Here is a 25183-nt window from a genome sequence, read left to right on the forward strand (position 1 = left end):
CTGCCGGACTCCTTTGGATCGGTCACAAAACTTTTGTGTGAGTGCCCGACACTTTCGCGCTTGGCGCGCTAGATCAAAGGACGCGCTGGGTAGCGGTTCGATGTTTGGAGCAATTTCATGGACTACATCAAATTTGGCGGTACCGGGCTGGAAGTGTCGAAAATCTGCCTGGGCTGCATGACCTTCGGTGAGCCTGGCCGCGGCAACCACAGCTGGACGCTCGGCGAGGAAGACAGCCGCGCGCTGATCAGGCAGGCGCTCGACCTCGGCATCAACTTTTTCGACACCGCCAACACCTACTCCGATGGTTCCTCGGAGGAAATTGTCGGGCGGGCGATAAGGGACTTTTCCAAGCGGGACGACATCGTGCTCGCGACCAAAGTCTCCAACCGCATGCGTCCCGGTCCGAACGGCGCCGGCCTCTCGCGCAAGGCGATCTTCGACGAGATCGACAACAGCTTGCGTCGCCTCGGCACCGACTATGTTGACCTCTATCAGATCCACCGTTTCGACTATACGACGCCGATCGAGGAAACGCTGGAAGCGCTGCATGACGTCGTGAAGGCAGGCAAGGCGCGCTATATCGGCGCTTCCTCCATGTATGCCTGGCAGTTCGCCAAGATGCTCTACACCTCGCGCGCCAATGGCTGGACGCCCTTCGTCAGCATGCAGGATCATCTGAACCTGCTCTATCGCGAAGAGGAGCGCGAAATGCTGCCCTTCTGCCAGGATCAGAAGATCGCGGTGATCCCCTGGAGCCCTCTCGCCCGTGGCCGGCTGACGCGCGCCTGGGATGAGAAGACCGTGCGCAGCGAAACGGATGAATTCGGCAAGACGCTCTACAAGCAGGCGGAAGACGCCGACCGCGCCATCATCGGCATCGTGGGCACGCTGGCTGAGAAGCATGGCGTCTCCCGCGCCCAGATCGCCACGGCCTGGATCCTGCAGAAAGGCGCGGTGACGGCGCCGATCATCGGCGCGTCGAAGGCCAATCAGCTGGCAGACGCGGTTGCCGCCTTGTCTGTCAAGCTGACGCCGGAGGATGTTGTGGCCATGGAGGAACCCTACGTTCCCCACCGGGTCGAAGGTTTCAAATAACGAGGTCATTTTTGAGAACACCGGTCGCCTGCGTCGAGCCGGCGACCGGCATTCCGTTCAAGGATATCGCCATGACGACCATTCCATTCGAGGCGCGTCGCTTTCAATCCACGGCCGCCTACTACGCCCGCTATCGCGTTCCCTATCCCGATCGGCTCATCGAGCGGATCGCGGAACAGACGGGCCTTTCCGCCGGCGAGCGCGTGCTCGACCTCGGTTGCGGCCCGGGACAGCTCGGCATTGCCATTGCCCGACTGACCAAGGCCGCGGTGATCGGCCTCGATCCCGAGCCGGAAATGCTGGAGGCCGCTGAGGCCGATGCCGCCGCTGCCGGTGTCGACATCGCCTTCGTCAGAGGCTCGTCCTACGATCTCGATTCGCGCTTCTCGCCGCTCAAGATGTCGGTCATGGGGCGTTCGTTTCACTGGATGGACCGCTCGGCGACGCTGAAAGCTCTCGACGAGATCACCGTCGCCGACGGCTGCGTCGCGTTGTTCGGCGATCGCCATATCTCCTCGACACCGGACTGGCGGCAGGCGGTCAACACGCTGGTCAAACCTTTGCGCCGGAGCGCAATGCCGATCGCGAACGTCGGAAGCGGCCGGATTGGATAGAGCACGAAAGCATCCTGCTTCGCTCCCCCTTCAATGATCTGGAACGAATCTCCGTTGTCCGGGAACGCAGGCTCGGCCTCGACGATATCGTCGGCCGGGCCTTCTCGACCTCGGTGACATCGCCACAGGCGCTCGGCGAAAGGGTTCCGGCCTTTGAGGCCGAACTTCGCGGCACCCTCCTCAAGCTTTCGCCTGAGGGTGTGTTCTCGGAGGTGGTGGAGATCGGCGGCCTGATCGCACGTCGCAGCTAACCGTCAGCCCTCTTCGCGGAAGAAAGCGCATCGCGCGTCGTATAGAGGAAGTTGTCGGAGAGTTCGCGGCTTTCGACGGCGCGCGCCAGGACGACGGCGCCCATCATCGCCGAAAGTGTCGCAAAACCCCGCACGCGCTGCTCTTCAGAAGTCTCGCCGGGAACGATCTCGGACAGAATGTCGACGAGCATTGAAAGCCCATCGTTGAAGGCTTCGCGCACTGCCCCGCGGCTTCGGCTGACTTCCTGGGCAAGCGAAGCAAAGACGCAACTGCCGCCCGGATCATCGACGCTACAACGCGATAAATAGTGATTGAGCAGCGCATCAAGCGGCCGCTCCGGCGCTGAGGCGATGATCGCATTCCAGCGGATTTTCACCTTCTCGATCAAGGCGCGGCTCACTTCCAGCGCGAGCTCTTCCTTAGATTCGAAATGACCGTAGAATCCGCCATGCGTCATCCCGGCCGCCTTCATGATGTCGGCGACGCCGATGCCGTCGAAACCTTTTTCGCGAAACAGCACGCCAGCAACCGTCAGGATCTTCTCGCGATTCTCGGCAAATTTTTCTCGGCTGACCCGCATTCGGTTCTCCGCAATTAGCAGCTTGACAATTTATATGACGTCCATCATCAATACGCAACAATTATGATGAGCATCATCTAAAAGCTTCCGATAGTCTCCGACAACTCAAGACGGAACGGCCCCCATGGTATCGACTGCACTTGCCTCATCGCTGGCGCGACGCAACATCCACTATGGATGGGTGGTCGTCGCAGCAACCTTCCTCACCATGCTGGTGACCGCCGGCGCGATGGGCGCGCCCGGCGTCCTCATCAAGCCGCTTCAGGACGAGTTCGGCTGGGAGACCTCGCAGATATCCTCTGCACTCGCCGTCCGGCTCATTCTGTTCGGCCTGATGGGACCGTTTTCCGCCGCCTTCATGAACTATTTCGGCGTCCGCAAGGTCATCGTCTTCGCCATGGCCCTGATCGGCAGCGGCTTCGTCGGCTCGCTCTTCATGACCCAGCTCTGGCAGCTGCTTCTGCTCTGGGGCGTCGTCGTCGGCTTCGGCACCGGGCTGACGGCAATGGTGCTCGCCGCGACCGTATCCGCCCGCTGGTTCACCAAGCATCGCGGCCTCGTGGTCGGCATGCTGTCGGCGAGCTCGGCGACCGGGCAGTTGGTCTTCTTGCCGCTGATGGCCGAATTGACGGAACGCTACGGCTGGCGCGCCACGGTCTTTCTGGTCTGCGGCATGATCATGTTCGCCGCCCTCATCGTGCTGGCCTTCATGCGCGACCGCCCTTCCGACCTCGACCTGCCGGCCTTCGGCGAAGAACACATTACCCCGCCGCCGCCGGCGCAGTCCGGCCTGCTGGCAATGCTCGCGACCCCGATCACGGTTCTCAAGGAAATCTCCCGCACCTCGACCTTCTGGATCCTGTTCGCCACCTTCTTCATCTGCGGCCTCAGCACCAACGGTCTGATCCAGACGCATTTCGTCACGCTTTGCGGTGACTTCGGCATCATGCCGGTGGCTGCCGCGAGCGTGCTTGCCGTCATGGGCATCTTCGATTTCTTCGGCACGATCGGCTCCGGCTGGCTCTCCGACCGCTTCGACAATCGCTGGCTGCTCTTCTGGTACTATGGTCTGCGTGGCCTCTCGCTGCTGTTCCTGCCCTTCAGCGACTTCAGCTTCTACGGCCTGTCGATCTTCGCCGTATTCTATGGCCTCGACTGGATCGCCACCGTGCCGCCAACCGTCAAGATCGCCGCCGACCGCTTCGGACGCGAAAAGGCCGGCATCGTCTTCGGCTGGGTCTTCGCCGGCCATCAGCTGGGAGCGGCAACCGCCGCCTATGGCGCCGGCTGGTCGCGCACGGAACTGCAGAGCTATCTGCCTGCCTTCTTCATCGCCGGCGCCTTCTGCCTGCTCGCCTCGATCCTCGCGATCACGCTGAAGAAGTCGGGCCTCCATCAGCCCGCCGCCGCTGGCGCGCACTGACGCCGTTTCCGTCCGCAGCTCGCAGGCCGGAAACTCCAACAAATCAAGCCGAGAACTTCGCCCGCCGTCTTGCGCGCGCGGGCGAACGCATGCTAGACAGCCGCCTCGTCGGTATCCGTTGCCCCATTGGCGGAATTGGTAGACGCGCTCGACTCAAAATCGAGTTTCGAAAGAAGTGCTGGTTCGACCCCGGCATGGGGCACCACCGACAACAATCCCTGATCTGATCGCGTTTCACTCCTTCGGCCGGAGCACCGCGTCACATGGCGCCCTCAGTGGAAACTCGCAGCGAAAACGACGCCCAGGAAAACGAAGATCAGCGCCCCGACGAGCACGGTAAGCTTCCCGATTGCGCCGGGGACGTGAACACCTGCCGCATCGACCTTGAACGCCAGATAGAGCGGGAAAGCCACGAAGAAGATCGAGATCCACTTCGGACGCATCAACGTGGCATCGACGGCGAGCATGATCACGAAGACCAGAATCATGCTGATGACAAGCATTCGGCCGATCACGCGTGTCCATTCGCTGGTCGCGGCGAAGATCGTGCGGATATGACCACGATAGACGACGGCAAAGACAGCGAGCGTTAATGCGGAGCATTTGACAATCGATGCCAGCAACTGCCAGGCAGCCCTCAGTTGGCTGGGAGCCTCGTTGCTCGTTGCAGCCCGCATCTTCGTCAGCGTGTCGCCAGTTGCCGTATCGAGATGGGAAACGACCCAATAGACATGCGGACCAGCAACGACGAGACCAACCGCAATGGTCACCGCCAGCCGCCAGGTGAGAACCAATCGCCGCAGTCCAGGTTCGAGCAGGAGCGCAATAACCGTCGCGACGGGAATGATCGCAAAATTGTACTTTGCAAGGAATCCCATGCCGGCAGCCGCACCGAGAAGCGCGTAGTTGCCGACCGATGGCCGTTCCGCCATCCGCGCCAGCACGTACAGGAAGAATGCAACGGCGGCGAAGGCGCCAACGCTATGGGTCAAATCCCGCTGGGAGAGCAGAAAGATCGCGGGCAGGCTGAGCAGGCCGAGGACGGAGATCCAAGCAGTGTCGCGCCCCCTCGCCACTTTGCGGGCCGCCAAACCGAGAAAGATGCAACTCACCAGCAGCGTGGCATTTTTCAGGAAGGCGAGTGTGTCGACCGACACGCCGAAGACCTTGCCAAAACAGTAGAACAGCCAGTTGTAGAGCGGCGGCTGATCGCCGTATCCCAGCTGCAACGCATGCGAGAACGCAACTTGTTGTGCCTCGTCGGACGCCAGATCACCACCACGCAAGAGCCTAAGAATGAAGCTGGCGGTGAAGTATGTTGCCACCAGAAGTATCGGCAGGAGTGTGCTTAGCCGCGTAGCACGCCGGGCAGAAACATATGAACCATCAGCAGTATCAGTCAATTCGGCCCCATATGCATTCGGCTTGGACGGATATTCAGTGACGGAAATATGCAATTCCTCTGATCGACTGTATAGCGGTTCACCTGCAATTTCGGGGACTTACCAGCGCTGTTCCGAAGAAGAGTGTTGCTCCAACGCAACGCTTGTGCATCCGATCCCTGGCAGCATTGCCGCCGCAATCTCGCCCTACCCATCAATTGGCCGGGCGCTGCAAATCAACTGTTTAATTTCTCGGGCGTTTCGGCCAAACTGCGCCCGCCAAGAGGGAAAGTGCACGCGTGCATCAGGAAGTATCGCTTATTGCCACAGTTGCCGTGAGTTTCGTCTGCGCGGCGATACTCGGCTATATCGCCGATCGAGTGCGTCTGCCGCCGCTTGTCGGATACTTGTTGGCCGGTATTGCCATGGGGCCGATGACGCCCGGCTTCGTCGCCGACGCCGGGCTTGCCAGTCAATTGGCAGAGATGGGCGTCATCCTGCTGATGTTCGGCGTTGGCTTGCATTTTTCCACCGCCGATCTGCTTGCCGTGCGCGGGATCGCCGTGCCGGGCGCGATCGCCCGGATCGTTGTCGTCACGTTGCTCGGTGTCGGGCTCGTCAGATGGTGGGGCTGGGGCCTGGGTGCGGGGATCGTCTTCGGCCTCAGCCTGTCGGTAGCAAGCACGGTTGTGCTGTTGAAGGCCTTGGAGGAGCGGAACCTGCTCAACTCGGCCAGCGGCCGTGTGGCGGTTGGCTGGCTGATCGTCGAAGACCTTGCCACGGTTCTAGCATTGGTACTTTTGCCGGCCGTTGCCGAATTGCTCGGCGGCCATGCCGCCAGCGGTATTGCACAAGGCGCCGGGCTTCCGCTTCCCGTGACGATAGCGCTGACACTTCTGAAATTTGGCGCTTTTGCGGTCATGGCGATCTTTCTCGGACCAAAGATCGTCCCTTGGCTCCTGACGCTGGTCGCTAGAACCGGTTCACGCGAACTCTTCACGTTGACGGTCCTCGCCATAGCGCTTGGCATCGCATTCGGCTCCGCGCAAATCTTCGGCGTCTCGTTCGCGCTCGGCGCCTTTTTCGCCGGCGTGGTAATGAGCGAATCCAACCTCAGCCATCGGGCCGCTGCCGATTCGCTGCCGCTTCAAAATGCCTTTTCAGTGCTATTCTTCGTCTCTGTCGGCATGCTGTTTGATCCTTCGATTCTGGTGCGCCAGCCGATGGCCGTGATCAGCGCACTGGCGTTGATTATCGTCGGCAAGACCATCATCTCCTTCCTCATCGTAGTCATGCTTCGCTATCCGATCGGAATGGCGCTGACCGTATCAGGCGGACTGGCGCAGATCGGCGAATTCTCGTTCATTCTTGCCAGTCTCGGCGTTTCCCTCGGATTGCTGCCGAATGATGGGCAGGATATCATCCTCGCGTCCGCGATCATTTCGATCACGCTCAATCCGCTCGTCTGCATGGGCGCCGAAGCGCTACACACCCAGGTGCACGGCAGATGGCCGGCCCTCAGCAATCACTTCGGCCGCCGCCGGCATGAGGCACTCGGCCGCGAACTTGAAAAGATCCGGGCGATCAACGAAGCCCGCGAGCGCAAGCATCAGCTCGAGATGCAAGAGCTTATCGAAACCTTTCCACTGTTTGCCAACGTGGACGAAGATTCGCAGGAGGAATTGCTGCTCCTCTTCCAGCCGAAATCTGCCTTGCCGGGCGAGCGTGTGATGCGCAAGGGCGACCGAGGCGATGGCATGTACTTCCTGTCGTCAGGCGCGGTGGAAGTGCAGCTGCCGGGTGAGCCGATCCGACTGGACCCTGGCGCATTCTTCGGCGAGATGGCGCTGCTCAGTGGCGGACGCCGCACAGCAGACGTCGTCGCCGTGGATTTCTGCCAATTCTTTGTGCTGGAAAGGCGCGATTTCAACATGTTCACGGCAAAGCATCCGGTTTTGCGTCAGGCCGTCAGCGAAATGGCACGCGAACGAACCGAAATGAACGTCATGCGGCAGAAGCGCGATCAGCCCTCCAGCGTCGACTCCTGAGCTCAGCGCCTCAGTTTGATCACGAAGTTTTTTGGCACGTCACCCTACGAAGGACACAGCAAGCATTTACAGCCGCACCGACGCCCCATAAAGCTCATGCGCTCGAAGCGAAAGGATTGGAATGCTCCGCAGACTCTACGACTGGACCATGTCTCTCGCAGCCCGGAAATCGGCCGAAGTCTGGCTCGCCGTTATCGCCTTCGTCGAAAGCTCTGTCTTTCTGGTTCCTGCCGACGTTCTCTATCTGCCGATGGCGCTCGCAAAACCGGAACGCGCCTATCGCTATGCGCTGATCGCGACCGTCGCCTCCGTTCTTGGCGGCATCGCCGGTTGGGCGCTCGGCTACTATGCCTATGACGCGATCGCCCGTCCGGTTCTGGAATTCTACGGAAAGCTCGATGCCTTCGAGCAGCTCCGGATTTATATCCACGACGAGTGGGAAATCCTGCTGTTGCTGCTGGTGACCTCGGGCTTGGCGCATCTGCCGCCGATCAAGGTCGTGACGATCCTCGCCGGCGTCATTCACATGAATCTCGGCTTCTTCGTCCTTTCGGCGATCGTGGCACGGGGCGCACGCTTCTTCTTCCTCGCGTGGCTGCTGCGCCGTTACGGCGAGCCGATCCGCCACTTCATCGAAAAGCGTCTTGGGCAGGTTGCGGGTGTTATTGCCGCCGTCGCCATCGCTCTCGGGATTGCTTATAAACTACTTGCCCACTGAGCCATTTGCGCGGAGTCCGTCCATGCCTGCTTCGTTTTCCCTTGTTCGCCCGGTCGTCGGCTACTCGATGGTGCTCGCACTTGGCATGGCGGTGGTGGTCGGCGCCGCGCTCGGCTTTCAATATCTTGGTGGGTACATCCCCTGTGCGCTCTGCCTGCTGCAGCGCCAGCCCTATTACTACGGGATTCCGATCGCGATCCTTGGCGCGATCGCTTCGGCAGTCGGTCTTCCCAGCTGGATCGGCCGCGCATTCTTGCTCGCCGCCGGCATCCTGATGATCGTCGGCGCTGGTATGGGTGTCTACCACGCCGGTGTCGAGTGGCAGTTCTGGCAAGGGCCGGCAACCTGCTCCACGACGGCAGGCAGCATGACGCAGAACGCCGGCGACCTATTGGGCGAGCTGAATAGCATCAAGGGTCCGTCCTGCACCGACGCCGCGCTGCGCATCCTCGGCCTGTCCTTCGCGGGCTGGAACGTGATCGCAAGCCTCATCCTAGCGGCCTTCGCCTTCATCGGCGTCCGCAAAACGGCCTGAGGCCGACGGATGGGAGACTGATCAGGGCTGCAGTTCGCTATCCCAGTAAAGATAGTCGAGCCAGCTGTCGTGCAGATAGTTCGGCGGGAAAAGCCGGCCGTTATTGTGCAGGTCCTGCACCGTGGGCTGGTACGGCTTCTGATGCGGGAACATGCCAGCCTGTTTCGGCAGCTTGCTGCCTTTTCTCAGATTGCAGGGAGAGCAGGCCGCAACGACGTTCTGCCATGTAGTCTCGCCGCCATGAGCGCGCGGAATGACATGGTCGAAGGTCAGGTCGTCGTGCTCGCCGCAATACTGGCATTCGAACTTGTCGCGCAGAAACACGTTGAAACGGGTAAAGGCCGGATTGCGGGAAGGTTGAACATAGGTCTTGAGGCAGACGACGCTCGGAAGCCGCATCGAAAAGCTCGGCGAAGACACCGAATGTTCGTATTCTGCAATGATATTCACACGGTCGAGAAACACCGCCTTGATCGCGTCCTGCCAGGACCAAAGCGACAAGGGGTAATAACTCAGGGGCCTGTAGTCAGCGTTCAGGACGAGCGCCGGCAGGGCCTGTGGGGAAACTGCAATCGTCAAGGGACTCTCCTGATCGATTCGGCATCTGCCCTCTTATATTAGGCCGGTTGTGACGGCATTGTGAAGTCTAATAAATTCCGGCATCAATGCCGCGATGCAAAGCGCCGTCGCTCAGTCGATCGGCAACATGCCGCGACCGAGCTTGATGGCATAGTAGGCCCAGAAAAGCCTTGCCGCGACCGACCGCCATGGCGACCACGCACGGGCCAACGACGCAAGCTCGCGGGCAGCCGGGCGGGCGTCGAGACCGAATGCCGCAGCCACCGCGTTCTGCAGGGCGACGTCACCGGAAGGAAAGACGTCCGCGTGGCCGCCGCAAAACATCAAGTAGACCTCGGCGGTCCAGGGACCTATTCCCTTGAGAGCCGTAAGCTTAGCCAGCCCTTCGTTGGGCGGCAAAGCAGAGAGCGCAAGGAGATCGAGGCGCCCAGAAGCAACCGCGTCGGCAATGCGCGACAGCGTTTGCGCCTTGGCGCGCGAGAGGCCGAACTCCCGCCACGCGTCGGGATGGAGGAGCACGTAGTTGTCCGCCGTCAGCACGCCTTCGACCGGTCGCATCCGTCTCCAGATCGCTTCGGCGCTGGCTCGCGACACCATTTGCGAGACGATGACGTGCGCGAGACCCTCGAAACCCGGTTCGCGCAACCGCAAAGGGAGGGGGCCGGCCTCGGCCGCAATGGCTGCAAGCCGCGGATCAAGGCGAAGCAGGTTCCCCAGCCCCTCCCTCACATCATCATCGCTGCGAATGATCAACACGCTTCCTCGCGATCCTATCGAATCCGTGGCAGAAGAAAGCATGACCGCGAATCCTCGTCAAAAGCCTGTCTTTCGTTTTGCGCCGAGCCCCAATGGCCCGCTTCATCTTGGCCACGCATTGTCGGCCCTTCTGAACCGAGACATGGCGATATCGGAAGAAGGACGCTTCCTGCTGCGTATAGAAGACATCGACCTGACACGCTGTACACCCGAATTCGAGGCAGGGATTTATGCCGACCTCGAATGGCTCGCCATAGACTGGGAACGACCGGTGCGGCGGCAATCGGAGCATTTCGAGGAATACCAGGCGGCACTTGACAGCTTGATTGCCGAAGGGCTCGCCTACCCATCGTTCATGACCCGAGGCGAGATCAAAACGCGGGTCGGCAGCGTCGAAGCAGATGGCGGGCCTTGGCCGAGGGACCCTGACGGCTCGCCGCTCTATCCACCGGATGATCGCAAGCGCTCCGATTTCGACCGGCAGCAACTGCTCACATCAGGCCTGAAACACGCCTGGCGGCTCGACATGACGAAGGCCATGCAGGCCGTGGGCGAGCACCTTTCCTGGGAGGAAACGGGAGATGGCAACCGTGGCCGGATACCTACAGATCCTGGCGCCTGGGGAGACGTCGTTCTGTCGCGATCGGATGCGCCGTCGAGCTACCATCTCTCGGTCGTCCTGGATGATGCTCTGCAAGGCGTCACCCACGTGGTTCGCGGGCTCGATCTCTTTCCTTCGACCTCGGTGCATCGATTGCTGCAGGCACTGCTTGGCCTGCCCGCGCCGGTCTATCACCACCATCGTCTGATCACCGATGAAGACGGGCGCAAGCTTTCGAAAAGCCGAAGCGACACCGGGCTTGCCGAGCTTCGCGAACGCGGCCTGTCACCGGCTGAGATCCGCCGCCTTGTCGGGCTTTGACGTCTTGTCCTGACCGCCGCCCAAAAAGTTGTTCTTGAAGATTGCACGCACGCGAAACTTCAGGAGGGCAGCATTGAGCTCCGCGCCAATGATGAAGATCACGCTGACCATATAGAGAAAGATCAGAACGATCATCACCGACGCCAGACCCGCATAAGTCGCGGTGTAGTTGGCGAAGGTCGCGAGATAGTAGGCGAAGATCAAGGCCCCCGCCAACCAGAGCAGCAACGTCACCAGCACGCCCGGCACGACGTCGAACACGCGGCGTCGCCCCGCCGGCAGCCATAGATGCACGACGAAGAGGCCGACGGTCAGCATGAACAGTGTGCCGTAGACGCGCCAGCTGAAGACGACCTCAAGGGTATCGGCAAAGAGCGGAAACCACTGACGCGCATAATCGAGGGCAAGCGGCACGGCGACAAGCAGGATGCTGACAGCCGCAAAGATAATCACGGCGATCAGGACATAGCCAAGGCTTGCAAGGCGGGTGAGATACCACGGCCGCGTTTCCTGGACACGGTAGGCACGGTTGAGCGAAATTCGCAGTGCTTCGACCCCGTTCGAGGCGAAGTAGGCCGCCGCCAGCACGGACACGGTCAGCAAGCCGCCACGCGGCACCGTCAGAACTTGGATGACCTGATCCACGAGCGGCTTGGCGATTGCCTCCGGCCAGGTATCGAAGATCAGATGGATCGCCCTGTCCGAGAACTGGTCGGCGCCCAGGAAGGTCGCGAGCGTCGTCCCGAAGATGAGAAACGGAAAGACTGCAAGAAGGGTGGACAATGCGACATGGCTCGCCATCGCGAAGCCGTCGTCTTCAATAAGGTGGCAGATAGCGTCGTAGACCACATCATAGAAGATGCGCATTATCTTCGGCATTCCGTTTCCCGGCTTTCGTCGTTGTGTCGCCCGTTCGAATATGGGAAACCACTCCCATTTTGTACAGGAATCATTCCATGTCGGATCAGCGCACTATCATCGTGACCGGATGCTCTTCCGGGATCGGCGCACACTGCGCCCGCGCGCTGAAGGCCGACGGCTGGCGGGTCTTTGCCACAGTGCGTAAATTCGATGATCTGGCACCGCTGGAAGCCGACGGCATCGAGGCCTTCCGCATGGACTATACGCGCGGCGACACGATTTCGGATCTCGTGCGCGACGTGACGGCGCTGACCGGCGGGCGTATCGACGCGTTGTTTAACAACGGCGCCTACGGGCAGCCCGGCGCCGTCGAGGACCTTCCGACCGACGCCCTGCGCGCTCAGTTCGAAACGAATGTCTTCGGCTGGCACGAATTGACGCGCCAGGTCGTGCCACTGATGCGCAAGCGTGGCCAGGGCCGGATCGTCCAGTGCTCATCGATCCTCGGCGTCGTGCCGTACCGGTTCCGCGGCGCCTATACCGCTTCCAAATTCGCTCTCGAGGGCCTCAGTATCAGCCTTCGCATGGAGCTGCAGGGCAGCGGAATTCATGTGAGCTTGATCGAACCCGGGCCGATTGCCTCCCGCTTCACGGCAAACGCGCTCGCAAAAATCAACGAACATATCGACGTGAAGAACTCGGTGCATGCGGCAGATTACCGCCGTCAGCTTGCACGCCTTGACGGCTCGGGCCGTCCCAATCGACATAAGCTCGGTCCGGATGCCGTCTATGCCGTGTTGAAGCACGCATTGAACTCGAACAATCCGAAACCACATTACCCCGTAACCACGCCGGCAAAGCAGGGTATGGTGCTGAAAAGGCTGCTGCCCGCCGACCTTTTCTACCGCCTGATGCGCTTGGTGGACTAATCAAGAAAGCCAGAGCCAGCATGTCCACGGTCACCTACATCCTCGCGATCATCGTCATGGGCATCGTCGCCCTGGTGCTGATTCGTGGCCTCTTCAACATGATGAAGGGCGGCAATCCGAACCTTTCCAACAAGCTGATGCAGCTGCGCGTACTGCTGCAGGCGATCGCCGTGCTCCTGATCATGCTGACGCTCTGGCTGACCGGTGGCGGCCGCCCTAGCTAAGGCGGAAGGAGAGAGGGGGATAGACATGGTAAGGCTCAACAAAATCTATACGAAGACAGGTGACGACGGCACGACCGCGCTTGTTTCAGGGCCGCGTCGACTGAAATACGATCTGCGCGTCGAGGCCTACGGCACCATCGACGAGGCCAACTCCGCCATCGGCGTCGCGCGGCTTCATATGCAGGGCATGCCCGTCCTGGAGAGAATGCTGACGTCGATCCAGAATGACCTCTTCGACCTTGGTGCGGACCTTGCAACGCCGGATTATGGCAAGCCACCGGCACAAGAACCGCTGCGCATAGTCGATAGCCAAGTCGCCCGCATCGAGAGCGACATCGACGAGTTGAACGCGGACCTGCAGCCTTTGAAGTCCTTTGTGCTGCCGGGCGGGCACTCGGCTGCTGCTCATCTTCATCTCGCCCGCACGATCGCACGCCGCGCGGAGCGGCTGATGGTCGAGCTTGCCCGGACAGATGGCGAGGTCGTCAGCGACGCCGCATTGAAATACGTCAACCGCGTTTCGGACTTCCTTTTCGTCGCCGCCCGCCACGCCAATGACCGTGGCCACGCGGATGTGCTTTGGGTTCCAGGAAAAAACAGGTAGGCTGCCCCGACTATGTGACGCGAACGCCGGGGGCAGGCTTCATGTTCATACCGCTGCACGATGCCAATACGCTGAAGCATATCAAGGTCCAGTGGGTGACGATGGCGCTGATCGCGCTGAATGTCGCGGTTTGGCTGTTCACCGGTGTCGTCGCCAGCCCTTCTGCGTCGCAGGCGACGATCGTTGGCTTGGGCTATATTCCGGCGGTCGCCTTTCACCATGCGACGCTGGAGCCGGCGCTGGCCTTCACGCCGGAACCGCTGACCTACATCACCTATTCGTTCGTGCATTCCGGCTTATGGCACCTCGCGTCGAACATGCTCTTCCTTTGGGTGTTCGGCGACAATGTCGAGGACGCGATGGGGCATGTTCGCTTCCTTGCCTTCTATCTGCTCTGCGCAACCGCCGGTGCGCTCTTCCACGGCCTGGTGGGGACGACATCGGAAGCGCCGCTTGTGGGCGCCTCCGGCGCGATATCAGGCGTGGTCACGGCTTACGTCGTGCTGCATCCGCGTGTGAAGGTCTGGGTCCTGGTGCTGATGCGCGTGCCCCTGCCATTGCCGGCCTTCGTTCCGCTCCTTCTCTGGATCGGCCAACAATTCGTGATGCTGCTAATCGAACCCGATGGCAGTATTTCCTGGGGAGCGCATGTCGGCGGCATCGTCGCCGGCGGCCTGCTGGTCCTTGTGATGCGCCGCCGCGGCGTCCCTCTCTTTGATCGAGAAGTCGTCACACCGAAGGCCGTCAGGGACCGGCCCATCCCCAACCCGACCATGGTCGTGGCGCCCGGCCAGCAGTTGCGCCCGCGCCTTCCCTGGGGCAAGCAATAGTTCCAATATTGACGTGAACGTAAACGTAATATATTCACGGGATCAATTTGCCTGTCTGCGTCATGGAAGCGTTGTGTTTGGAGGAAAAACGCGTATCCATGTCGCCATTCGACAATCGGAGCAGCGCCGAAACGCGCATTTTCTTGGCGAAAGAGTTGAAGGAAGGACCCCATGAAAATTCTCGTCCCCGTGAAGCGGGTGGTTGATTACAACGTGAAGATCCGCGTGAAGCCGGATGGCACAGGCGTCGAGCTTACGAACGTGAAGATGTCGATGAACCCGTTCGACGAGATCTCGGTGGAAGAGGCGCTGCGGCTGAGGGAAGCCGGCAAGGCCGAGGAAGTGATCGTCGTGTCGATCGGCCCGGCCAAGGCCGAGGAAACGCTGCGCACCGCGCTTGCCATGGGTGCTGACCGCGCCATCCTCGTCGAGACCGACGAGACGCTAGAGCCGCTTGCGGTTGCCAAGATCCTCAAGGGCGTCGTCGATGCCGAGCAGCCGGGCCTCATCATCACAGGCAAGCAGGCAATCGATGACGACTCGAACCAGACCGGCCAGATGCTGGCGGCCCTGCTCGGCACGGCGCAGGCGACGTTTGCCTCGAAGATCGAGATCGAAGTCCCTGGTCCTGGGGGCAAGGCTCAGGTGACCCGCGAAGTCGATGGCGGCCTGCAGACGATCGAGATCAAGCTGCCGGCCGTCGTCACCACGGATCTGCGTCTGAACGAGCCGCGCTACGCCTCGCTGCCGAACATCATGAAGGCGAAGAAGAAGCCGCTCGACAAGAAGGCTCCTGCAGATTTCGGCGTCTCCACCGAACCGCGCCTCAAGGTGTTGAAGACCGAGGAGCCGTCCGGCCGCAAGGCCGGCGTCAAGGTCAAGTCGGTCGCCGAGCTGGTCGAAAAGCTTAAAGTCGAAGCAGGCGTCCTCTAGGGTTCGAGAAAGGAAGATATATCCATGGCCATTCTTCTTCTGGCTGATCACGACGGCAACCACCTTTCCGACCAGACCGCCAAGACGCTGACGGCGGCATCGAAGATTGCCAAGGAACAGGCAAGCGACGTGCACGTGCTGGTCGCCGGCGCCGGCGCCAAGGCAGCAGCCGAGCAGGCAGCCAAGCTCTCCGGTGTCTCCAAGGTGCTGGTTGCCGAGGATGCAAGCCTTGCCAACAATCTGGCCGAGCCGCTGGCGGCGCTGATCGTCCAGCTTTCCGGCAGCTACGACACGATCATCGCCGCCGCCACCTCGACCGGCAAGAACGTCATGCCGCGCGTGGCCGCCCTCCTCGACGTCGCCCAGGTCTCCGAGATCATCGAGGTGGTCTCGGCCGATACCTTCAAGCGGCCGATCTATGCCGGTAATGCCATCCAGACGGTACAGGCGACCGACGCCAGACGCGTCATCACCGTGCGCACCGCCTCGTTTGCTGCAGCGGCCGAAGGCGGTTCCGCCCCGGTCGAAACCATTGCGGCCGCCGCCAACCCGGGTCTGTCGACCTTTGTCAAGGACGCGCTGTCGGCCTCCGACCGTCCGGAACTGACCTCGGCGAAGATCATCATCTCCGGTGGCCGGGCGCTCGGCTCCGCCGAAAAGTTCAGGGAGGTCATCCTGCCGGTCGCCGACAAGCTCGGTGCCGCCGTCGGCGCCTCGCGCGCTGCCGTCGATGCCGGTTATGCCCCGAACGACTGGCAGGTCGGCCAGACCGGCAAGGTCGTGGCACCTGATCTCTACATCGCCTGCGGCATCTCGGGCGCCATCCAGCACCTCGCCGGCATGAAGGATTCGAAGGTCATCGTCGCCATCAACAAGGACGAAGAGGCCCCGATCTTCCAGGTTGCCGACTACGGTCTCGTCGCCGATCTGTTCGAGGCCCTGCCGGAATTGCAGAAGGCGCTTTGAACCGAGCGGATGCCTTCATTCCGCACTTGCGAATGACTGGAAAATTATCTTTTTAAGGGCTACTACTTCTGCCGGGCGATCATTTGCCCGGCAGTTTTGTTAGAAAAATGCGGCAGCGCAGGGGCGTATGCCGAGCGGGGGTTTGGAGATGAATGCGGTGTTGAAGACGATTGGTATCATCGGCGCGGGCCAGATGGGTTGCGGCATCGCACAGGTTTCGGCAGATGCGGGCTATAAGGTCCAGCTCTACGATGTCTCCGACGAACGCGTCCAGCATGGTCTCGCCACCATCAACGGCAACCTCGCCCGCCATGTGACGAGCGGCAAGATGACGGATGACGAGCGCTCCGCCACCCTCGCCCTGATTTCCGGCTCCTCCGACATCAACGATCTCGCCGCTTCGGATCTCGTGATCGAAGCTGCGACCGAAGACGAAAGCGTCAAGCGAAAGATTTACGCCCAGGTCTGTCCAGTCCTGAAGCCGGAAGCGATCCTCGCCACCAACACGTCCTCGCTGTCGATCACCCGGCTCGCTTCCGCCACCGACCGCCCCGAGCACTTCATGGGCATCCATTTCATGAACCCGGTGCCGGTAATGAAGCTGGTCGAGCTGGTGCGCGGCATCGCCACGGAAGAGGGCACCTTCGCCACCGCCAAGGAATTCGTGGCCTCGCTGGAAAAAACCGTGACGGTCGCCGAGGATTTCCCGGCCTTCATCGTCAACCGCATCCTGCTACCGATGATCAACGAAGCGATCTACACCCTCTACGAGGGCGTCGGCACCGTCGATGCGATCGACACCGCCATGAAGCTCGGCGCCAACCATCCGATGGGGCCGCTGCAGCTGGCCGATTTCATCGGTCTCGACACCTGCCTGTCGATCATGCAGGTGTTGCACGACGGCTTGGCCGACTCCAAGTACCGCCCCTGCCCGCTGCTGGTGAAATATGTCGAGGCCGGCTGGCTCGGCCGCAAGTCCGGCCGCGGCTTCTACGACTATCGCGGCGAAACGCCGGTCCCGACCCGCTAAAGCGCGAGGCGATCCCTCCGAATCGCTTTCAGATTCGCTTGTCGCGCTTTCGTTTTTGCCTTTAGACCTGCCAGGAGGGTTTGTAGCCTTCTCCTTTTCCGAGCCGGAACCGGGGATCTGGTCGTCCGGCCGCAGCCAGCGCACCAGTCCGCGCTTTTCCTCCTCGCCCGCTGCCCGAGCGGAAAATCGAGACAGGAATTTTTCCAGTGATAGCCCCGCCTAAAAGTCCCAGTCCTCATCTTCGGTCGAGACAGCCTTGCCGATGACATAGGAGGATCCTGATCCGGAGAAGAAGTCGTGGTTCTCGTCGGCGTTTGGCGACAGCGCCGACAGGATCGCCGGATTGACCTTGCAGGCTTCCGGCGGGAAGAGCGCCTCGTAGCCGAGGTTCATCAGCGCCTTGTTGGCGTTGTAGTGCAGAAACTTCTTGACGTCCTCGGTGAGCCCGACGCCATCGTAGAGCGCCTCGGTATATTTCGCCTCGTTGTCGTAGAGTTCGAGCAGCAGTTCGAACGCAAAGTCCTTGATCTGCTGCTGACGCGCCTCGGACAGCCGCTCAAGACCGCGCTGGAACTTGTAGCCGATATAGTAGCCGTGGACCGCCTCGTCGCGGATGATGAGGCGGATCATATCAGCCGTGTTGGTGAGCTTGGCGCGGCTCGACCAGTACATCGGCAGATAGAAGCCGGAATAGAACAGGAAACTTTCGAGAAAGACGCTGGCAACCTTCCTCTTCAGTGGGTCGTTGGAGGCGTATTCCTTCATGATCAGCTCTGACTTCTTCTGCAGGAACGCGTTCTCTTCCGACCAGCGATAGGCGTCGTCGACATCAGGCGTCAGGCAAAGCGTCGAGAAGATCGACGAGTACGAGCGTGCGTGGACTGCCTCCATGAAGGAGATGTTGGAGAGTACCGCTTCCTCATGCGGCGTCGCGGCATCGGCCATCAACTTCACCGAGCCGACGCCGTTCTGGATCGTGTCGAGAAGCGTCAGGCCGGTGAAAACCCGGATGGTGAGCTGCTGCTCGTCGGGCTTCAACGTTGCCCAGGACGGAATGTCGTTCGACAACGGCACCTTTTCCGGCAGCCAGAAGTTTCCGGTGAGGCGGTTCCAGACTTCGAGGTCCTTGTCGTCCTCGACACGGTTCCAGTTGATGGCGCGCACGCGACTTGCGGGCTTGATTTGGATGTTCATTGGACGTCCTCGTAAAGTCAAAGTGTGCAGGAAACGCAGCCCTGCACCTCGGTGCCGGACAACGCCATCTGGCGCAGGCGGATGTAGTAGATGGTCTTGATGCCCTTCTTCCAGGCGTAGATTTGCGCCCGGTTGATGTCGCGGGTGGTTGCCGTGTCACGGAAGAACAGCGTCAGGGACAGGCCTTGATCGACATGCTGGGTCGCCGCCGCATAGGTGTCGATGATCTTCTCCGGCCCGATCTCGTAGGCATCCTGGTAATATTCGAGATTGTCATTGGTCATGAAGGCCGCCGGATAGTAGACGCGGCCGATCTTGCCCTCCTTGCGGATTTCGATCTTCGAAACGATCGGATGGATCGAGGAGGTCGAGTGATTGATGTAGGAGATCGAACCGGTCGGCGGCACGGCCTGCAGGTTCTGGTTATAGAGGCCAAAGGTCATTACCGCCTGCTTCAGCACAAGCCAGTCTTCCTGTGTCGGAATATCGATGCCGGCTGTCTCGAAGAGCTCCTTGATCCGCTCGGTTGCCGGGACCCAGGCCTGCTCCGTGTATTTGTCGAAGTATTCGCCGGTTGCATACGTCGAGTTCTCGAATCCCTTGAAGCTCGTGCCACGCTCCCCCGCCAGCCGGTTCGAGGCGCGGATGGCATGGTAGGTCACCGTGTAGAAATACATATTGGTGAAATCGACGCCTTCGTCCGAACCGTAGTAGATGCGCTCGCGGGCGAGATAGCCGTGCAGGTTCATCTGGCCGAGGCCGATCGCATGGCTGTCGTCATTGCCCTTCTCGACTGACGGCACCGAGGCGATATGGCTCAGGTCGGAAACGGCGGTCAGCGCGCGGATCGAAGTCTCGATTGTCTTGCCGAAGTCGGTGGAATCCATCGCCGCGGCGATATTGAGCGAGCCGAGGTTGCAGGAGATGTCCTTGCCCATATGCTTGTAGGAGAGATCATTGTTGAACTCGCTCGCCTCGCTCACCTGCAGGATTTCCGAGCAAAGGTTGCTCATCGTGATGCGGCCGGCGACCGGATTGGCGCGGTTCACCGTGTCTTCGAACATGATGTAGGGATAGCCGCTTTCGAACTGGATTTCGGCGATCACCTGGAAGAAGTCGCGCGCCTTGATCTTTTTCTTACGGATACGGCTGTCGGCCACCATCTCGCGGTACCTTTCCGTCACCGAAATCTCGGTGAAAGCCACGCCATAGACCCGCTCCACGTCGTAGGGCGAGAAGAGGTACATGTCCTCGTTGTTCTTTGCGAGCTCGAAGGTAATGTCGGGAATGACGACACCGAGCGACAGCGTCTTGATCCGGACCTTCTCATCGGCATTTTCGCGTTTGGTGTCAAGGAAGCGCATAATGTCGGGATGGTGCGCATGGAGGTAGACTGCCCCTGCCCCTTGGCGCGCGCCGAGTTGGTTGGCGTAAGAGAATGAATCTTCCAAAAGCTTCATGACAGGAATGACGCCGGAAGACTGATTCTCGATCTGCTTGATCGGAGCACCCGCTTCCCGCAGGTTCGTCAGAGCAAGTGCAACACCCCCGCCGCGCTTCGACAACTGAAGCGCCGAATTGATGCCTCGCGCGATCGACTCCATGTTGTCCTCGACGCGCAAGAGAAAGCAGGAGACGAGTTCGCCGCGTTGCTTCTTCCCGGCATTGAGGAAGGTCGGCGTCGCGGGCTGAAACCGCCCGGCGATGATCTCATCGACCATATCACGGGCGAGGTTTTCGTTGCCGCAGGCCAGCGTCAGGGCAACCATGCAAATGCGGTCCTCGTAGCGCTCCAAATAGCGCTTTCCGTCGAAGGTCTTCAGCGTATAGCTGGTGTAATACTTGAAAGCCCCGAGGAAGGTTGGGAAGCGGAACTTTTTCGCATAGGCATGGTCGAAGAGTTCGCGCACGAAGTTGAACGAATATTGGTCGAGAATGTCCTGCTCGTAATAACCCTCGGTCACCAGGTAATCGAGCTTTTCCCTGAGGTTATGAAAGAAGACGGTGTTCTGGTTCACATGCTGCAGGAAATACTGCTTGGCCGCCAGCCGATCCTTGTCAAGCTGGATTTTGCCGTCCTCGTCATAGAGGTTCAGCATGGCATTGAGGGCGTGGTAGTCGAGCGCGGCTTCTGATGCCTTCAGAGGTCGATCGAGCGTTAGCGTGTCCAAAATCGTTCCAATCCGCGTCTGACGTTGTCGACATCCGCCGCCGTGCCCAGCAGCTCGAACCTGTAGAGGTACGGCACCTGGCACTTGGCAGAGATGATGTCGCCGGCGATCCCGAAGGTCGCTCCGAAGTTGCTGTTGCCCGCGGCGATGACCCCGCGGATGTTTGAACGGTTTTCCGCGTCGTTGAGGAAGCGGATCACCTCTTTGGGCACGGCCCCCTTGCCGCATTCGCCGCAATAGGTGGGGACGATCAGGACGAAAGGACTGCTAACCGCAAGGTTAGCGTCGCCGCCGATCGGGATGCGTTGGGCCGGCAAACCCAGCTTTGTTACGAAGCGATGAGTGTTTTCCGACCGACTGGAAAAATAGACGATCTCGCCCATCGTCCTTTCCGTCACACCAGCGCGCTGATCTTATCGGGGCGGAACCCGGCCCAATGCTGCTCACCGGCGACGACCACGGGCACCTGGCGATAGCCGAGGCCTTGCACCAGTTCGTAGGCCGCAGAATCGGTGGAAACGTCGATCACGGTGTAATCGATGCCCTGGCGGTCGAGTGCGCGGGTGGTCGCGGTGCACTGGACGCAGGCGGGCTTGCTGTAAACAGTAATGCTCATCAATATATCCTCGTGTATCAGGAAGGCATAAAGGATCGTTCGGACATCCGCCGATGTCCGTGCGACAGGAACTCGAAAATGAAGACAGCTATTGCCGATTGCCGGGCGCGCTAAATGCCCGTCACTCGCGTAGATGCAAATCGAAACTCAAGGACATAAGACTTCACCCCGAAGTGACTCATGCGGGGCATTAGCGGAAGCGAAGATCGCGGCATCGTGCACAATCCAACGCTCTCCATCCGGACACCCCGCCCGTGGACGTTGCTGATCGAGGCAGGTCTCCTGGCTTGCAGGTCATAGCGCTCATTCTCGCCTTCCCGAAATCAAAGACTTCAGTGGCTTTGTCGAACGAACACTCGCCGCTTACAGTTGCGGGGGCAGCTCCGGCATTGCTCGGCCCGTCATGGACGTCGCGCACCTTATTCCCGTCTTAGCTTCCGATCCTTGCGAATCTGAAGAACCTCGAACACTACATATAGTATATGAGGTTAATTTCCCGTCAATGGCTATGTTCACACCAGCCGGTGAAAGTCTGGGAAATCGCAATGCCACTCCGGAGGGGGTGTCGGACGGATCGACCTCGAAAGAAAATTGGAGCGAAGCAGAGTATTCGATCTGCACCGCGTCGCGACGCCTCTTGCGACCCGACCGCGCCCTGATCAGCTGCGTCCTCGCTGTCCCAGGCCGCGGGGCCGTTCATGGCGGAGACCGCCCTTGTCATCGATCAGCAGCGTGGCGGACAGGCCAAGGACCGCCCCTGCCGGCTGCTGGTGAAATATGTCGAGGCCGGCTGGCTCGGCCGCAAGTCCGGCCGTGGCTTCTATGACTATCGTGGCGAACCGCCGGTCCCGAGACGCCAATTGATATCGCGGATCCACGAGATGTCGGGTTCCATTCCTGCTATTTGAGGTTGGCCGCTCACACCAGATCGATAAGCTGATGAAGTGACCTGGCAAAAACCATCAACGCCTATACGCCACGGGCGTCGCGCTTTGCCTGTGAAACAGCGCCAGCCTTCCGCAATCTACCTCGCTCCATAGGACGGATGAGATTTTTGCGCTTTGAACTTTCGATCGAGTGCATGCCTGCATGAGCCTGGCGTGCGTTAAATGACGCGTCTTTCTCGCTTTTTGCTTCTTTCTTTCGCGCCAACACGGCTCGCATGTTCTCGACCATCTGAACTTTAGCGAGCATTCTACGCCGACGAGCCTGTTCGGCATTTACACTACGCACGCCCATTGCCAGAACTTCGAGTTTGGCTCTCGTGCCCGTATCCTTGCGCGCTGGCGCCGCCCCTTTGGGTTGCGCCTTGCCTCTCATTTCCCTGCGCTGTCTATTCGCCTCGCTTTGCGCACGATCGCGCCTTTCACGTATTCGCTTGGCGAGGTCCGAGAGATCAGCATCCGGCAGGCCCTGCATCGCCGGATGGTGGGTTTTTTGAACGAGTTGCCATTCGTCCGCCGTTAGCAAACGCTCTGCCTGCTTGCGCGAAATTGCCATCTACGCCTCCTACTCTGTCGCACCAGTAAACTGACTTGCGTTCGATAGGGCTCGCCTGCCCCCTGAGCGAAGCGAGCTAAAGCTTGAAAAGCTTGGGAGACGCCGTCTCCTTCAGTCGGGGTTCGACTTATGCGCCAAGCACGCGACTTCGTCTCGTTCACAATCTAGCGACGCACGGCAAGGTCCGCAATGGGCCTTCAATATCGGTGGTCGTGTGGCGTCTTTCGAGGGAGTATTCGAAGTTGTCGACGCTCACGACCCCACGGCACCCTTGATCAGCGCCTTGGCATCTTCGCTATCCCAGGCCGCCGGCCCGTTCATGGCAGAGATCAAGCAGCCCTTGTCGTTGATCAGCAGCGTGACGGGCAGGCCGAACGCCAGGCCCTGCTTCTTCAGGCTGTTGAACACCTCGATCGTGTTGTCGCGATAGAGCTTGAGCGCATCAACGCCGATCTCGCTCAGGAAAGCCTTCGGTTTCTCATCGTCGCCGGTATCGATGTTGACGGGAACGACCTGGAACCTGTCGCTGCCCAACTCCTTCTCCAGCGCGTTCAGGGCCGGCATTTCCTCGCGGCAGGGCACGCACCACGTCGCCCAGAGATTGAAGAGCACGGTCTTGCCGGCGAAGTTGTCGAGTGTCATCGGTTTGCCGTCGGCGCCCTTGAAGGCGACGGCGGTGAGCTTGCGGTGCTCGTCGGCGGCAACCATTGCTGCGACCTGGCCCTTCAGGAACGGCGAAATCCTGGCGGCGACGTCCTTTGCCGCCGCGCATTCGCCCGATGCCGTTTGCGCCCCGCCATTGCCAGACCCGGCTTCCCTGATGTAAACCGCTGCCGCACCGGCAATAATGCCTGCGACGGCCGCGATCCCTATCAGCTTGAGGGATGGCAGGCGCAGGGGCGTTCTTGTCGTCATTTCGTTCTCCGAGACACGCGTTCTTCAAGGCAGGCATCTTCATGGCCGACAGCACGGACACCAAATCCTCCAACCAGATGTGGGGCGGACGTTTCGCTTCCGGCCCAGATGCGATCATGGAGGAGATAAATGCCTCGATCGGTTTCGACAAGAAGCTGTTTGCACAAGACATCCGCGGCTCGATCGCCCACGCCACCATGCTCGCCCACCAGGGCATCATTCAGTCCGATGATAAGGACAAGATCGTCGAGGGGCTAAACACGATCCTGTCAGAGATCGAAAGCGGCAATTTCGAATTCTCCCGCCAGCTCGAAGACATTCACATGAATGTCGAGGCACGGCTCGCGACGCTGATCGGCCCGGCCGCCGGCCGCCTGCACACCGCCCGTTCGCGCAACGACCAGGTCGCGCTCGATTTCCGCCTCTGGGTGAAGGAAGAGCTTGAGAAGACCGAGCAGCTGCTGACCAACCTGATCGCCGCCTTCCTCGACCGCGCCGAAGAGCATGCCGAAACCGTCATGCCGGGCTTCACGCATTTGCAGACGGCACAGCCCGTCACCTTCGGCCATCACTGCATGGCCTATGTCGAAATGTTCGGCCGCGACCGCTCGCGCGTACGCCATGCCATCGAGCATCTCGATGAAAGCCCGATCGGCGCGGCGGCGCTGGCCGGCACCGGCTATCCGATCGATCGCCACATGACCGCCAAGGCGCTCGGCTTCCGCGAACCGACCCGCAACTCGATCGACACCGTCTCCGACCGCGATTTCGCCATCGAGTTCCTGGCGCTGGCCGCCATCTGCAGCATGCACCTGTCGCGTCTGGCCGAAGAGATCGTCATCTGGTCGACCCCGCAATTCGGCTTCGTGCGCCTGTCGGATGCCTTCTCCACCGGCTCGTCGATCATGCCGCAGAAGAAGAACCCCGACGCCGCCGAACTGGTGCGCGCCAAGACCGGCCGCATCAACGGCTCGCTGATCGCGCTTCTGACCATCATGAAGGGCCTGCCGCTCGCCTATTCCAAGGACATGCAGGAAGACAAGGAGCAGGTCTTCGACGCCGCCGAGAGCCTGGAACTGGCCATCGCTGCCATGACGGGCATGGTCCGCGACCTGACGATCAATACCGCGCGCATGAAAGCCGCAGCCGGTTCCGGCTACTCGACTGCAACCGACCTTGCCGACTGGCTGGTGCGCGAGGCCGGCCTGCCGTTCCGCGACGCCCATCACGTGACCGGCCGCGCCGTGGCGCTTGCCGAGAGCAAGGGTTGTGATCTCGCCGACCTGTCGCTTGCCGATCTGCAGGCGATCAATCAGGCCATTACCGACAAGGTCTACGACGTGCTGACGGTCGAGGCATCGGTTGCAAGCCGCAAGAGCTTTGGCGGCACGGCACCTGAGGAAGTGCGCAAGCAGATCGCCTACTGGCGCGCCCGCAACTGACCTCAACAATCAGGGTGCACAAGGTGGACAAACTTCGCTATGAAGGTGTCCACCAGTGCCG

At 60.5% G+C, this 25183-nt stretch carries 25 protein-coding genes, 1 tRNA gene, 3 pseudogenes and 1 riboswitch; of the genes and pseudogenes, 17 read left to right on the forward strand and 12 right to left on the reverse strand.

The annotated features are described in order from the left end of the window. Positions 1-117: 117 nt before the first annotated feature. Together LPU83_RS57115 and LPU83_RS57120 are read left to right on the forward strand one after the other, a co-directional pair. Entirely contained in the window at positions 118-1098 is a 981-nt protein-coding gene (locus LPU83_RS57115) for an aldo/keto reductase (protein ID WP_024317015.1), read from the forward strand. A gap of 71 nt (positions 1099-1169) precedes the next feature. Continuing rightward, positions 1170-1963: pseudogene (locus LPU83_RS57120) on the forward strand (class I SAM-dependent methyltransferase). On the opposite strand, the gene LPU83_RS57125 reads toward LPU83_RS57120, so the two are convergent. Continuing rightward, complete coding sequence (locus LPU83_RS57125; protein ID WP_024317014.1) at positions 1960-2544, reverse strand: TetR/AcrR family transcriptional regulator; 585 nt, start codon at positions 2542-2544, stop codon at positions 1960-1962. The pseudogene LPU83_RS57120 and the gene LPU83_RS57125 overlap by 4 nt on opposite strands. A gap of 124 nt (positions 2545-2668) precedes the next feature. Here LPU83_RS57125 and LPU83_RS57130 point away from each other — a divergent pair, with 124 nt between their 5' ends. Continuing rightward, positions 2669-3967 (forward strand): MFS transporter, encoded by a 1299-nt coding sequence (locus LPU83_RS57130; RefSeq protein WP_024317013.1) that lies wholly within the window; start codon positions 2669-2671, stop codon positions 3965-3967. 120 nt (positions 3968-4087) lie between these two features. Continuing rightward, positions 4088-4172, forward strand: a tRNA-Leu gene (locus LPU83_RS57135). Between the two features lie 67 nt (positions 4173-4239). On the opposite strand, the gene LPU83_RS57140 is transcribed toward LPU83_RS57135, so the two are convergent. Continuing rightward, the gene (locus tag LPU83_RS57140) at positions 4240-5292 is read right to left on the reverse strand and encodes an ArnT family glycosyltransferase (protein ID WP_231052206.1); all 1053 of its coding nucleotides are present in this window, start codon (positions 5290-5292) and stop codon (positions 4240-4242) included. Between the two features lie 356 nt (positions 5293-5648). Here LPU83_RS57140 and LPU83_RS57145 point away from each other — a divergent pair, with 356 nt between their 5' ends. From LPU83_RS57145 to LPU83_RS57155, 3 genes are all read left to right on the forward strand, one after another. Then, a complete protein-coding gene (locus LPU83_RS57145) occupies positions 5649-7397 on the forward strand; it encodes a cation:proton antiporter domain-containing protein (RefSeq protein ID WP_024317011.1) in 1749 nt (582 codons plus the stop codon). 121 nt (positions 7398-7518) lie between these two features. Beyond that, positions 7519-8115 (forward strand): YqaA family protein, encoded by a 597-nt coding sequence (locus LPU83_RS57150; protein ID WP_024317010.1) that lies wholly within the window; start codon positions 7519-7521, stop codon positions 8113-8115. Positions 8116-8137: 22 nt separating this feature from the next. Continuing rightward, positions 8138-8650, forward strand: coding sequence for a disulfide bond formation protein B (locus LPU83_RS57155; RefSeq protein ID WP_024317009.1), 513 nt, complete (start codon positions 8138-8140; stop codon positions 8648-8650). 21 nt (positions 8651-8671) lie between these two features. On the opposite strand, the gene LPU83_RS57160 is transcribed toward LPU83_RS57155, so the two are convergent. Beyond that, entirely contained in the window at positions 8672-9229 is a 558-nt protein-coding gene (locus tag LPU83_RS57160; protein WP_024317008.1) for an HNH endonuclease, read from the reverse strand. A gap of 111 nt (positions 9230-9340) precedes the next feature. Continuing rightward, positions 9341-10027, reverse strand: a complete 687-nt coding sequence (locus LPU83_RS57165; RefSeq protein WP_024317007.1) for a DNA-3-methyladenine glycosylase family protein — start codon at positions 10025-10027, stop codon at positions 9341-9343. Here LPU83_RS57165 and gluQRS point away from each other — a divergent pair. Then, positions 10026-10907 (forward strand): tRNA glutamyl-Q(34) synthetase GluQRS, encoded by an 882-nt coding sequence (gene gluQRS / locus LPU83_RS57170; RefSeq protein WP_024317006.1) that lies wholly within the window; start codon positions 10026-10028, stop codon positions 10905-10907. The two genes, LPU83_RS57165 and gluQRS, sit on opposite strands and share 2 nt — an antisense overlap. Here gluQRS and LPU83_RS57175 read toward each other — a convergent pair. Further along, entirely contained in the window at positions 10872-11786 is a 915-nt protein-coding gene (locus LPU83_RS57175) for a YihY/virulence factor BrkB family protein (protein ID WP_024317005.1), read from the reverse strand. The genes gluQRS and LPU83_RS57175 overlap by 36 nt on opposite strands. Positions 11787-11863: 77 nt before the next feature. On the opposite strand from LPU83_RS57175, the gene LPU83_RS57180 reads away from it, so the two are divergent. From LPU83_RS57180 to LPU83_RS57210, 7 genes are all read left to right on the forward strand, one after another. Continuing rightward, entirely contained in the window at positions 11864-12697 is an 834-nt protein-coding gene (locus tag LPU83_RS57180; RefSeq protein ID WP_024317004.1) for an SDR family oxidoreductase, read from the forward strand. 20 nt (positions 12698-12717) lie between these two features. Continuing rightward, the gene (locus LPU83_RS57185) at positions 12718-12921 is read left to right on the forward strand and encodes a twin transmembrane helix small protein (protein WP_007790735.1); all 204 of its coding nucleotides are present in this window, start codon (positions 12718-12720) and stop codon (positions 12919-12921) included. Positions 12922-12946: 25 nt separating this feature from the next. Beyond that, the gene (locus LPU83_RS57190) at positions 12947-13525 is read left to right on the forward strand and encodes a cob(I)yrinic acid a,c-diamide adenosyltransferase (RefSeq protein WP_024317003.1); all 579 of its coding nucleotides are present in this window, start codon (positions 12947-12949) and stop codon (positions 13523-13525) included. A 41-nt stretch (positions 13526-13566) separates the two neighbouring features. Further along, complete coding sequence (locus LPU83_RS57195) at positions 13567-14355, forward strand: rhomboid family intramembrane serine protease (protein ID WP_024317002.1); 789 nt, start codon at positions 13567-13569, stop codon at positions 14353-14355. Positions 14356-14526: 171 nt separating this feature from the next. Continuing rightward, entirely contained in the window at positions 14527-15288 is a 762-nt protein-coding gene (locus tag LPU83_RS57200) for an electron transfer flavoprotein subunit beta/FixA family protein (protein ID WP_037070090.1), read from the forward strand. A 24-nt stretch (positions 15289-15312) separates the two neighbouring features. After that, positions 15313-16254, forward strand: a complete 942-nt coding sequence (locus LPU83_RS57205) for an electron transfer flavoprotein subunit alpha/FixB family protein (protein ID WP_024316211.1) — start codon at positions 15313-15315, stop codon at positions 16252-16254. A gap of 148 nt (positions 16255-16402) precedes the next feature. Next, positions 16403-17284, forward strand: a complete 882-nt coding sequence (locus LPU83_RS57210) for a 3-hydroxybutyryl-CoA dehydrogenase (protein ID WP_024316210.1) — start codon at positions 16403-16405, stop codon at positions 17282-17284. 219 nt (positions 17285-17503) lie between these two features. Here the strand turns inward: LPU83_RS57210 and nrdF are convergent, their stop codons facing one another. The 5 genes and pseudogenes from nrdF to LPU83_RS75395 form a co-directional block, all read right to left on the reverse strand. Further along, positions 17504-18478 (reverse strand): class 1b ribonucleoside-diphosphate reductase subunit beta, encoded by a 975-nt coding sequence (nrdF, locus tag LPU83_RS57215; RefSeq protein WP_024316209.1) that lies wholly within the window; start codon positions 18476-18478, stop codon positions 17504-17506. Positions 18479-18495: 17 nt separating this feature from the next. Then, positions 18496-20649 (reverse strand): class 1b ribonucleoside-diphosphate reductase subunit alpha, encoded by a 2154-nt coding sequence (gene nrdE / locus LPU83_RS57220; protein ID WP_024316208.1) that lies wholly within the window; start codon positions 20647-20649, stop codon positions 18496-18498. After that, complete coding sequence (gene nrdI, locus LPU83_RS57225) at positions 20637-21032, reverse strand: class Ib ribonucleoside-diphosphate reductase assembly flavoprotein NrdI (protein ID WP_024316207.1); 396 nt, start codon at positions 21030-21032, stop codon at positions 20637-20639. Before nrdI ends, nrdE begins: the two co-directional genes overlap by 13 nt. Before the next feature lie 11 nt (positions 21033-21043). Beyond that, positions 21044-21265, reverse strand: a complete 222-nt coding sequence (nrdH, locus tag LPU83_RS57230; RefSeq protein ID WP_024316206.1) for a glutaredoxin-like protein NrdH — start codon at positions 21263-21265, stop codon at positions 21044-21046. Between the two features lie 255 nt (positions 21266-21520). Next, a riboswitch (cobalamin riboswitch) is annotated at positions 21521-21745 on the reverse strand. Positions 21746-21905: 160 nt separating this feature from the next. Further along, a pseudogene (locus tag LPU83_RS75395) lies at positions 21906-22023 on the reverse strand (TlpA family protein disulfide reductase); the annotation flags it as partial. Here LPU83_RS75395 and LPU83_RS57240 point away from each other — a divergent pair. Beyond that, positions 22009-22173: pseudogene (locus LPU83_RS57240) on the forward strand (3-hydroxyacyl-CoA dehydrogenase family protein); the annotation flags it as partial. The pseudogenes LPU83_RS75395 and LPU83_RS57240 sit on opposite strands and share 15 nt — an antisense overlap. 61 nt (positions 22174-22234) lie before the next feature. On the opposite strand, the gene LPU83_RS57245 reads toward LPU83_RS57240, so the two are convergent. Continuing rightward, positions 22235-22765 (reverse strand): hypothetical protein, encoded by a 531-nt coding sequence (locus LPU83_RS57245; protein WP_024316204.1) that lies wholly within the window; start codon positions 22763-22765, stop codon positions 22235-22237. 252 nt (positions 22766-23017) lie between these two features. Beyond that, positions 23018-23680, reverse strand: coding sequence for a thiol:disulfide interchange protein TlpA (tlpA, locus tag LPU83_RS57250; RefSeq protein ID WP_024316203.1), 663 nt, complete (start codon positions 23678-23680; stop codon positions 23018-23020). 41 nt (positions 23681-23721) lie between these two features. Between tlpA and argH the strand changes: the two genes are divergently transcribed. Next, positions 23722-25122: an argininosuccinate lyase gene (gene argH / locus LPU83_RS57255; RefSeq protein WP_024316202.1), complete on the forward strand. Its 1401-nt coding sequence runs from the start codon at positions 23722-23724 to the stop codon at positions 25120-25122. Positions 25123-25183: the final 61 nt, after the last annotated feature.

Origin of the sequence: Rhizobium favelukesii, from assembly GCF_000577275.2 — a bacterium.
Classification (GTDB): domain Bacteria; phylum Pseudomonadota; class Alphaproteobacteria; order Rhizobiales; family Rhizobiaceae; genus Rhizobium; species Rhizobium favelukesii.

Bases quoted from the DNA above. Each gene is read 5' to 3' on its own strand.
- nrdF (WP_024316209.1), bottom strand. From the start codon at position 18,478: ATGAACATCCAAATCAAGCCCGCAAGTCGCGTGCGCGCCATCAACTGG.
- gluQRS (WP_024317006.1), top strand. From the start codon at position 10,026: ATGACCGCGAATCCTCGTCAAAAGCCTGTCTTTCGTTTTGCGCCGAGC.
- LPU83_RS57245 (WP_024316204.1), bottom strand. From the start codon at position 22,765: ATGGCAATTTCGCGCAAGCAGGCAGAGCGTTTGCTAACGGCGGACGAA.
- LPU83_RS57125 (WP_024317014.1), bottom strand. From the start codon at position 2,544: ATGCGGGTCAGCCGAGAAAAATTTGCCGAGAATCGCGAGAAGATCCTG.
- LPU83_RS57185 (WP_007790735.1), top strand. From the start codon at position 12,718: ATGTCCACGGTCACCTACATCCTCGCGATCATCGTCATGGGCATCGTC.
- LPU83_RS57115 (WP_024317015.1), top strand. From the start codon at position 118: ATGGACTACATCAAATTTGGCGGTACCGGGCTGGAAGTGTCGAAAATC.
- LPU83_RS57195 (WP_024317002.1), top strand. From the start codon at position 13,567: ATGTTCATACCGCTGCACGATGCCAATACGCTGAAGCATATCAAGGTC.
- LPU83_RS57130 (WP_024317013.1), top strand. From the start codon at position 2,669: ATGGTATCGACTGCACTTGCCTCATCGCTGGCGCGACGCAACATCCAC.
- LPU83_RS57210 (WP_024316210.1), top strand. From the start codon at position 16,403: ATGAATGCGGTGTTGAAGACGATTGGTATCATCGGCGCGGGCCAGATG.
- LPU83_RS57165 (WP_024317007.1), bottom strand. From the start codon at position 10,027: ATGCTTTCTTCTGCCACGGATTCGATAGGATCGCGAGGAAGCGTGTTG.
- LPU83_RS57190 (WP_024317003.1), top strand. From the start codon at position 12,947: ATGGTAAGGCTCAACAAAATCTATACGAAGACAGGTGACGACGGCACG.
- LPU83_RS57155 (WP_024317009.1), top strand. From the start codon at position 8,138: ATGCCTGCTTCGTTTTCCCTTGTTCGCCCGGTCGTCGGCTACTCGATG.
- argH (WP_024316202.1), top strand. From the start codon at position 23,722: ATGGCCGACAGCACGGACACCAAATCCTCCAACCAGATGTGGGGCGGA.
- LPU83_RS57200 (WP_037070090.1), top strand. From the start codon at position 14,527: ATGAAAATTCTCGTCCCCGTGAAGCGGGTGGTTGATTACAACGTGAAG.
- LPU83_RS57150 (WP_024317010.1), top strand. From the start codon at position 7,519: ATGCTCCGCAGACTCTACGACTGGACCATGTCTCTCGCAGCCCGGAAA.
- LPU83_RS57205 (WP_024316211.1), top strand. From the start codon at position 15,313: ATGGCCATTCTTCTTCTGGCTGATCACGACGGCAACCACCTTTCCGAC.
- tlpA (WP_024316203.1), bottom strand. From the start codon at position 23,680: ATGACGACAAGAACGCCCCTGCGCCTGCCATCCCTCAAGCTGATAGGG.
- nrdI (WP_024316207.1), bottom strand. From the start codon at position 21,032: ATGGGCGAGATCGTCTATTTTTCCAGTCGGTCGGAAAACACTCATCGC.
- nrdH (WP_024316206.1), bottom strand. From the start codon at position 21,265: ATGAGCATTACTGTTTACAGCAAGCCCGCCTGCGTCCAGTGCACCGCG.
- LPU83_RS57175 (WP_024317005.1), bottom strand. From the start codon at position 11,786: ATGCCGAAGATAATGCGCATCTTCTATGATGTGGTCTACGACGCTATC.
- LPU83_RS57180 (WP_024317004.1), top strand. From the start codon at position 11,864: ATGTCGGATCAGCGCACTATCATCGTGACCGGATGCTCTTCCGGGATC.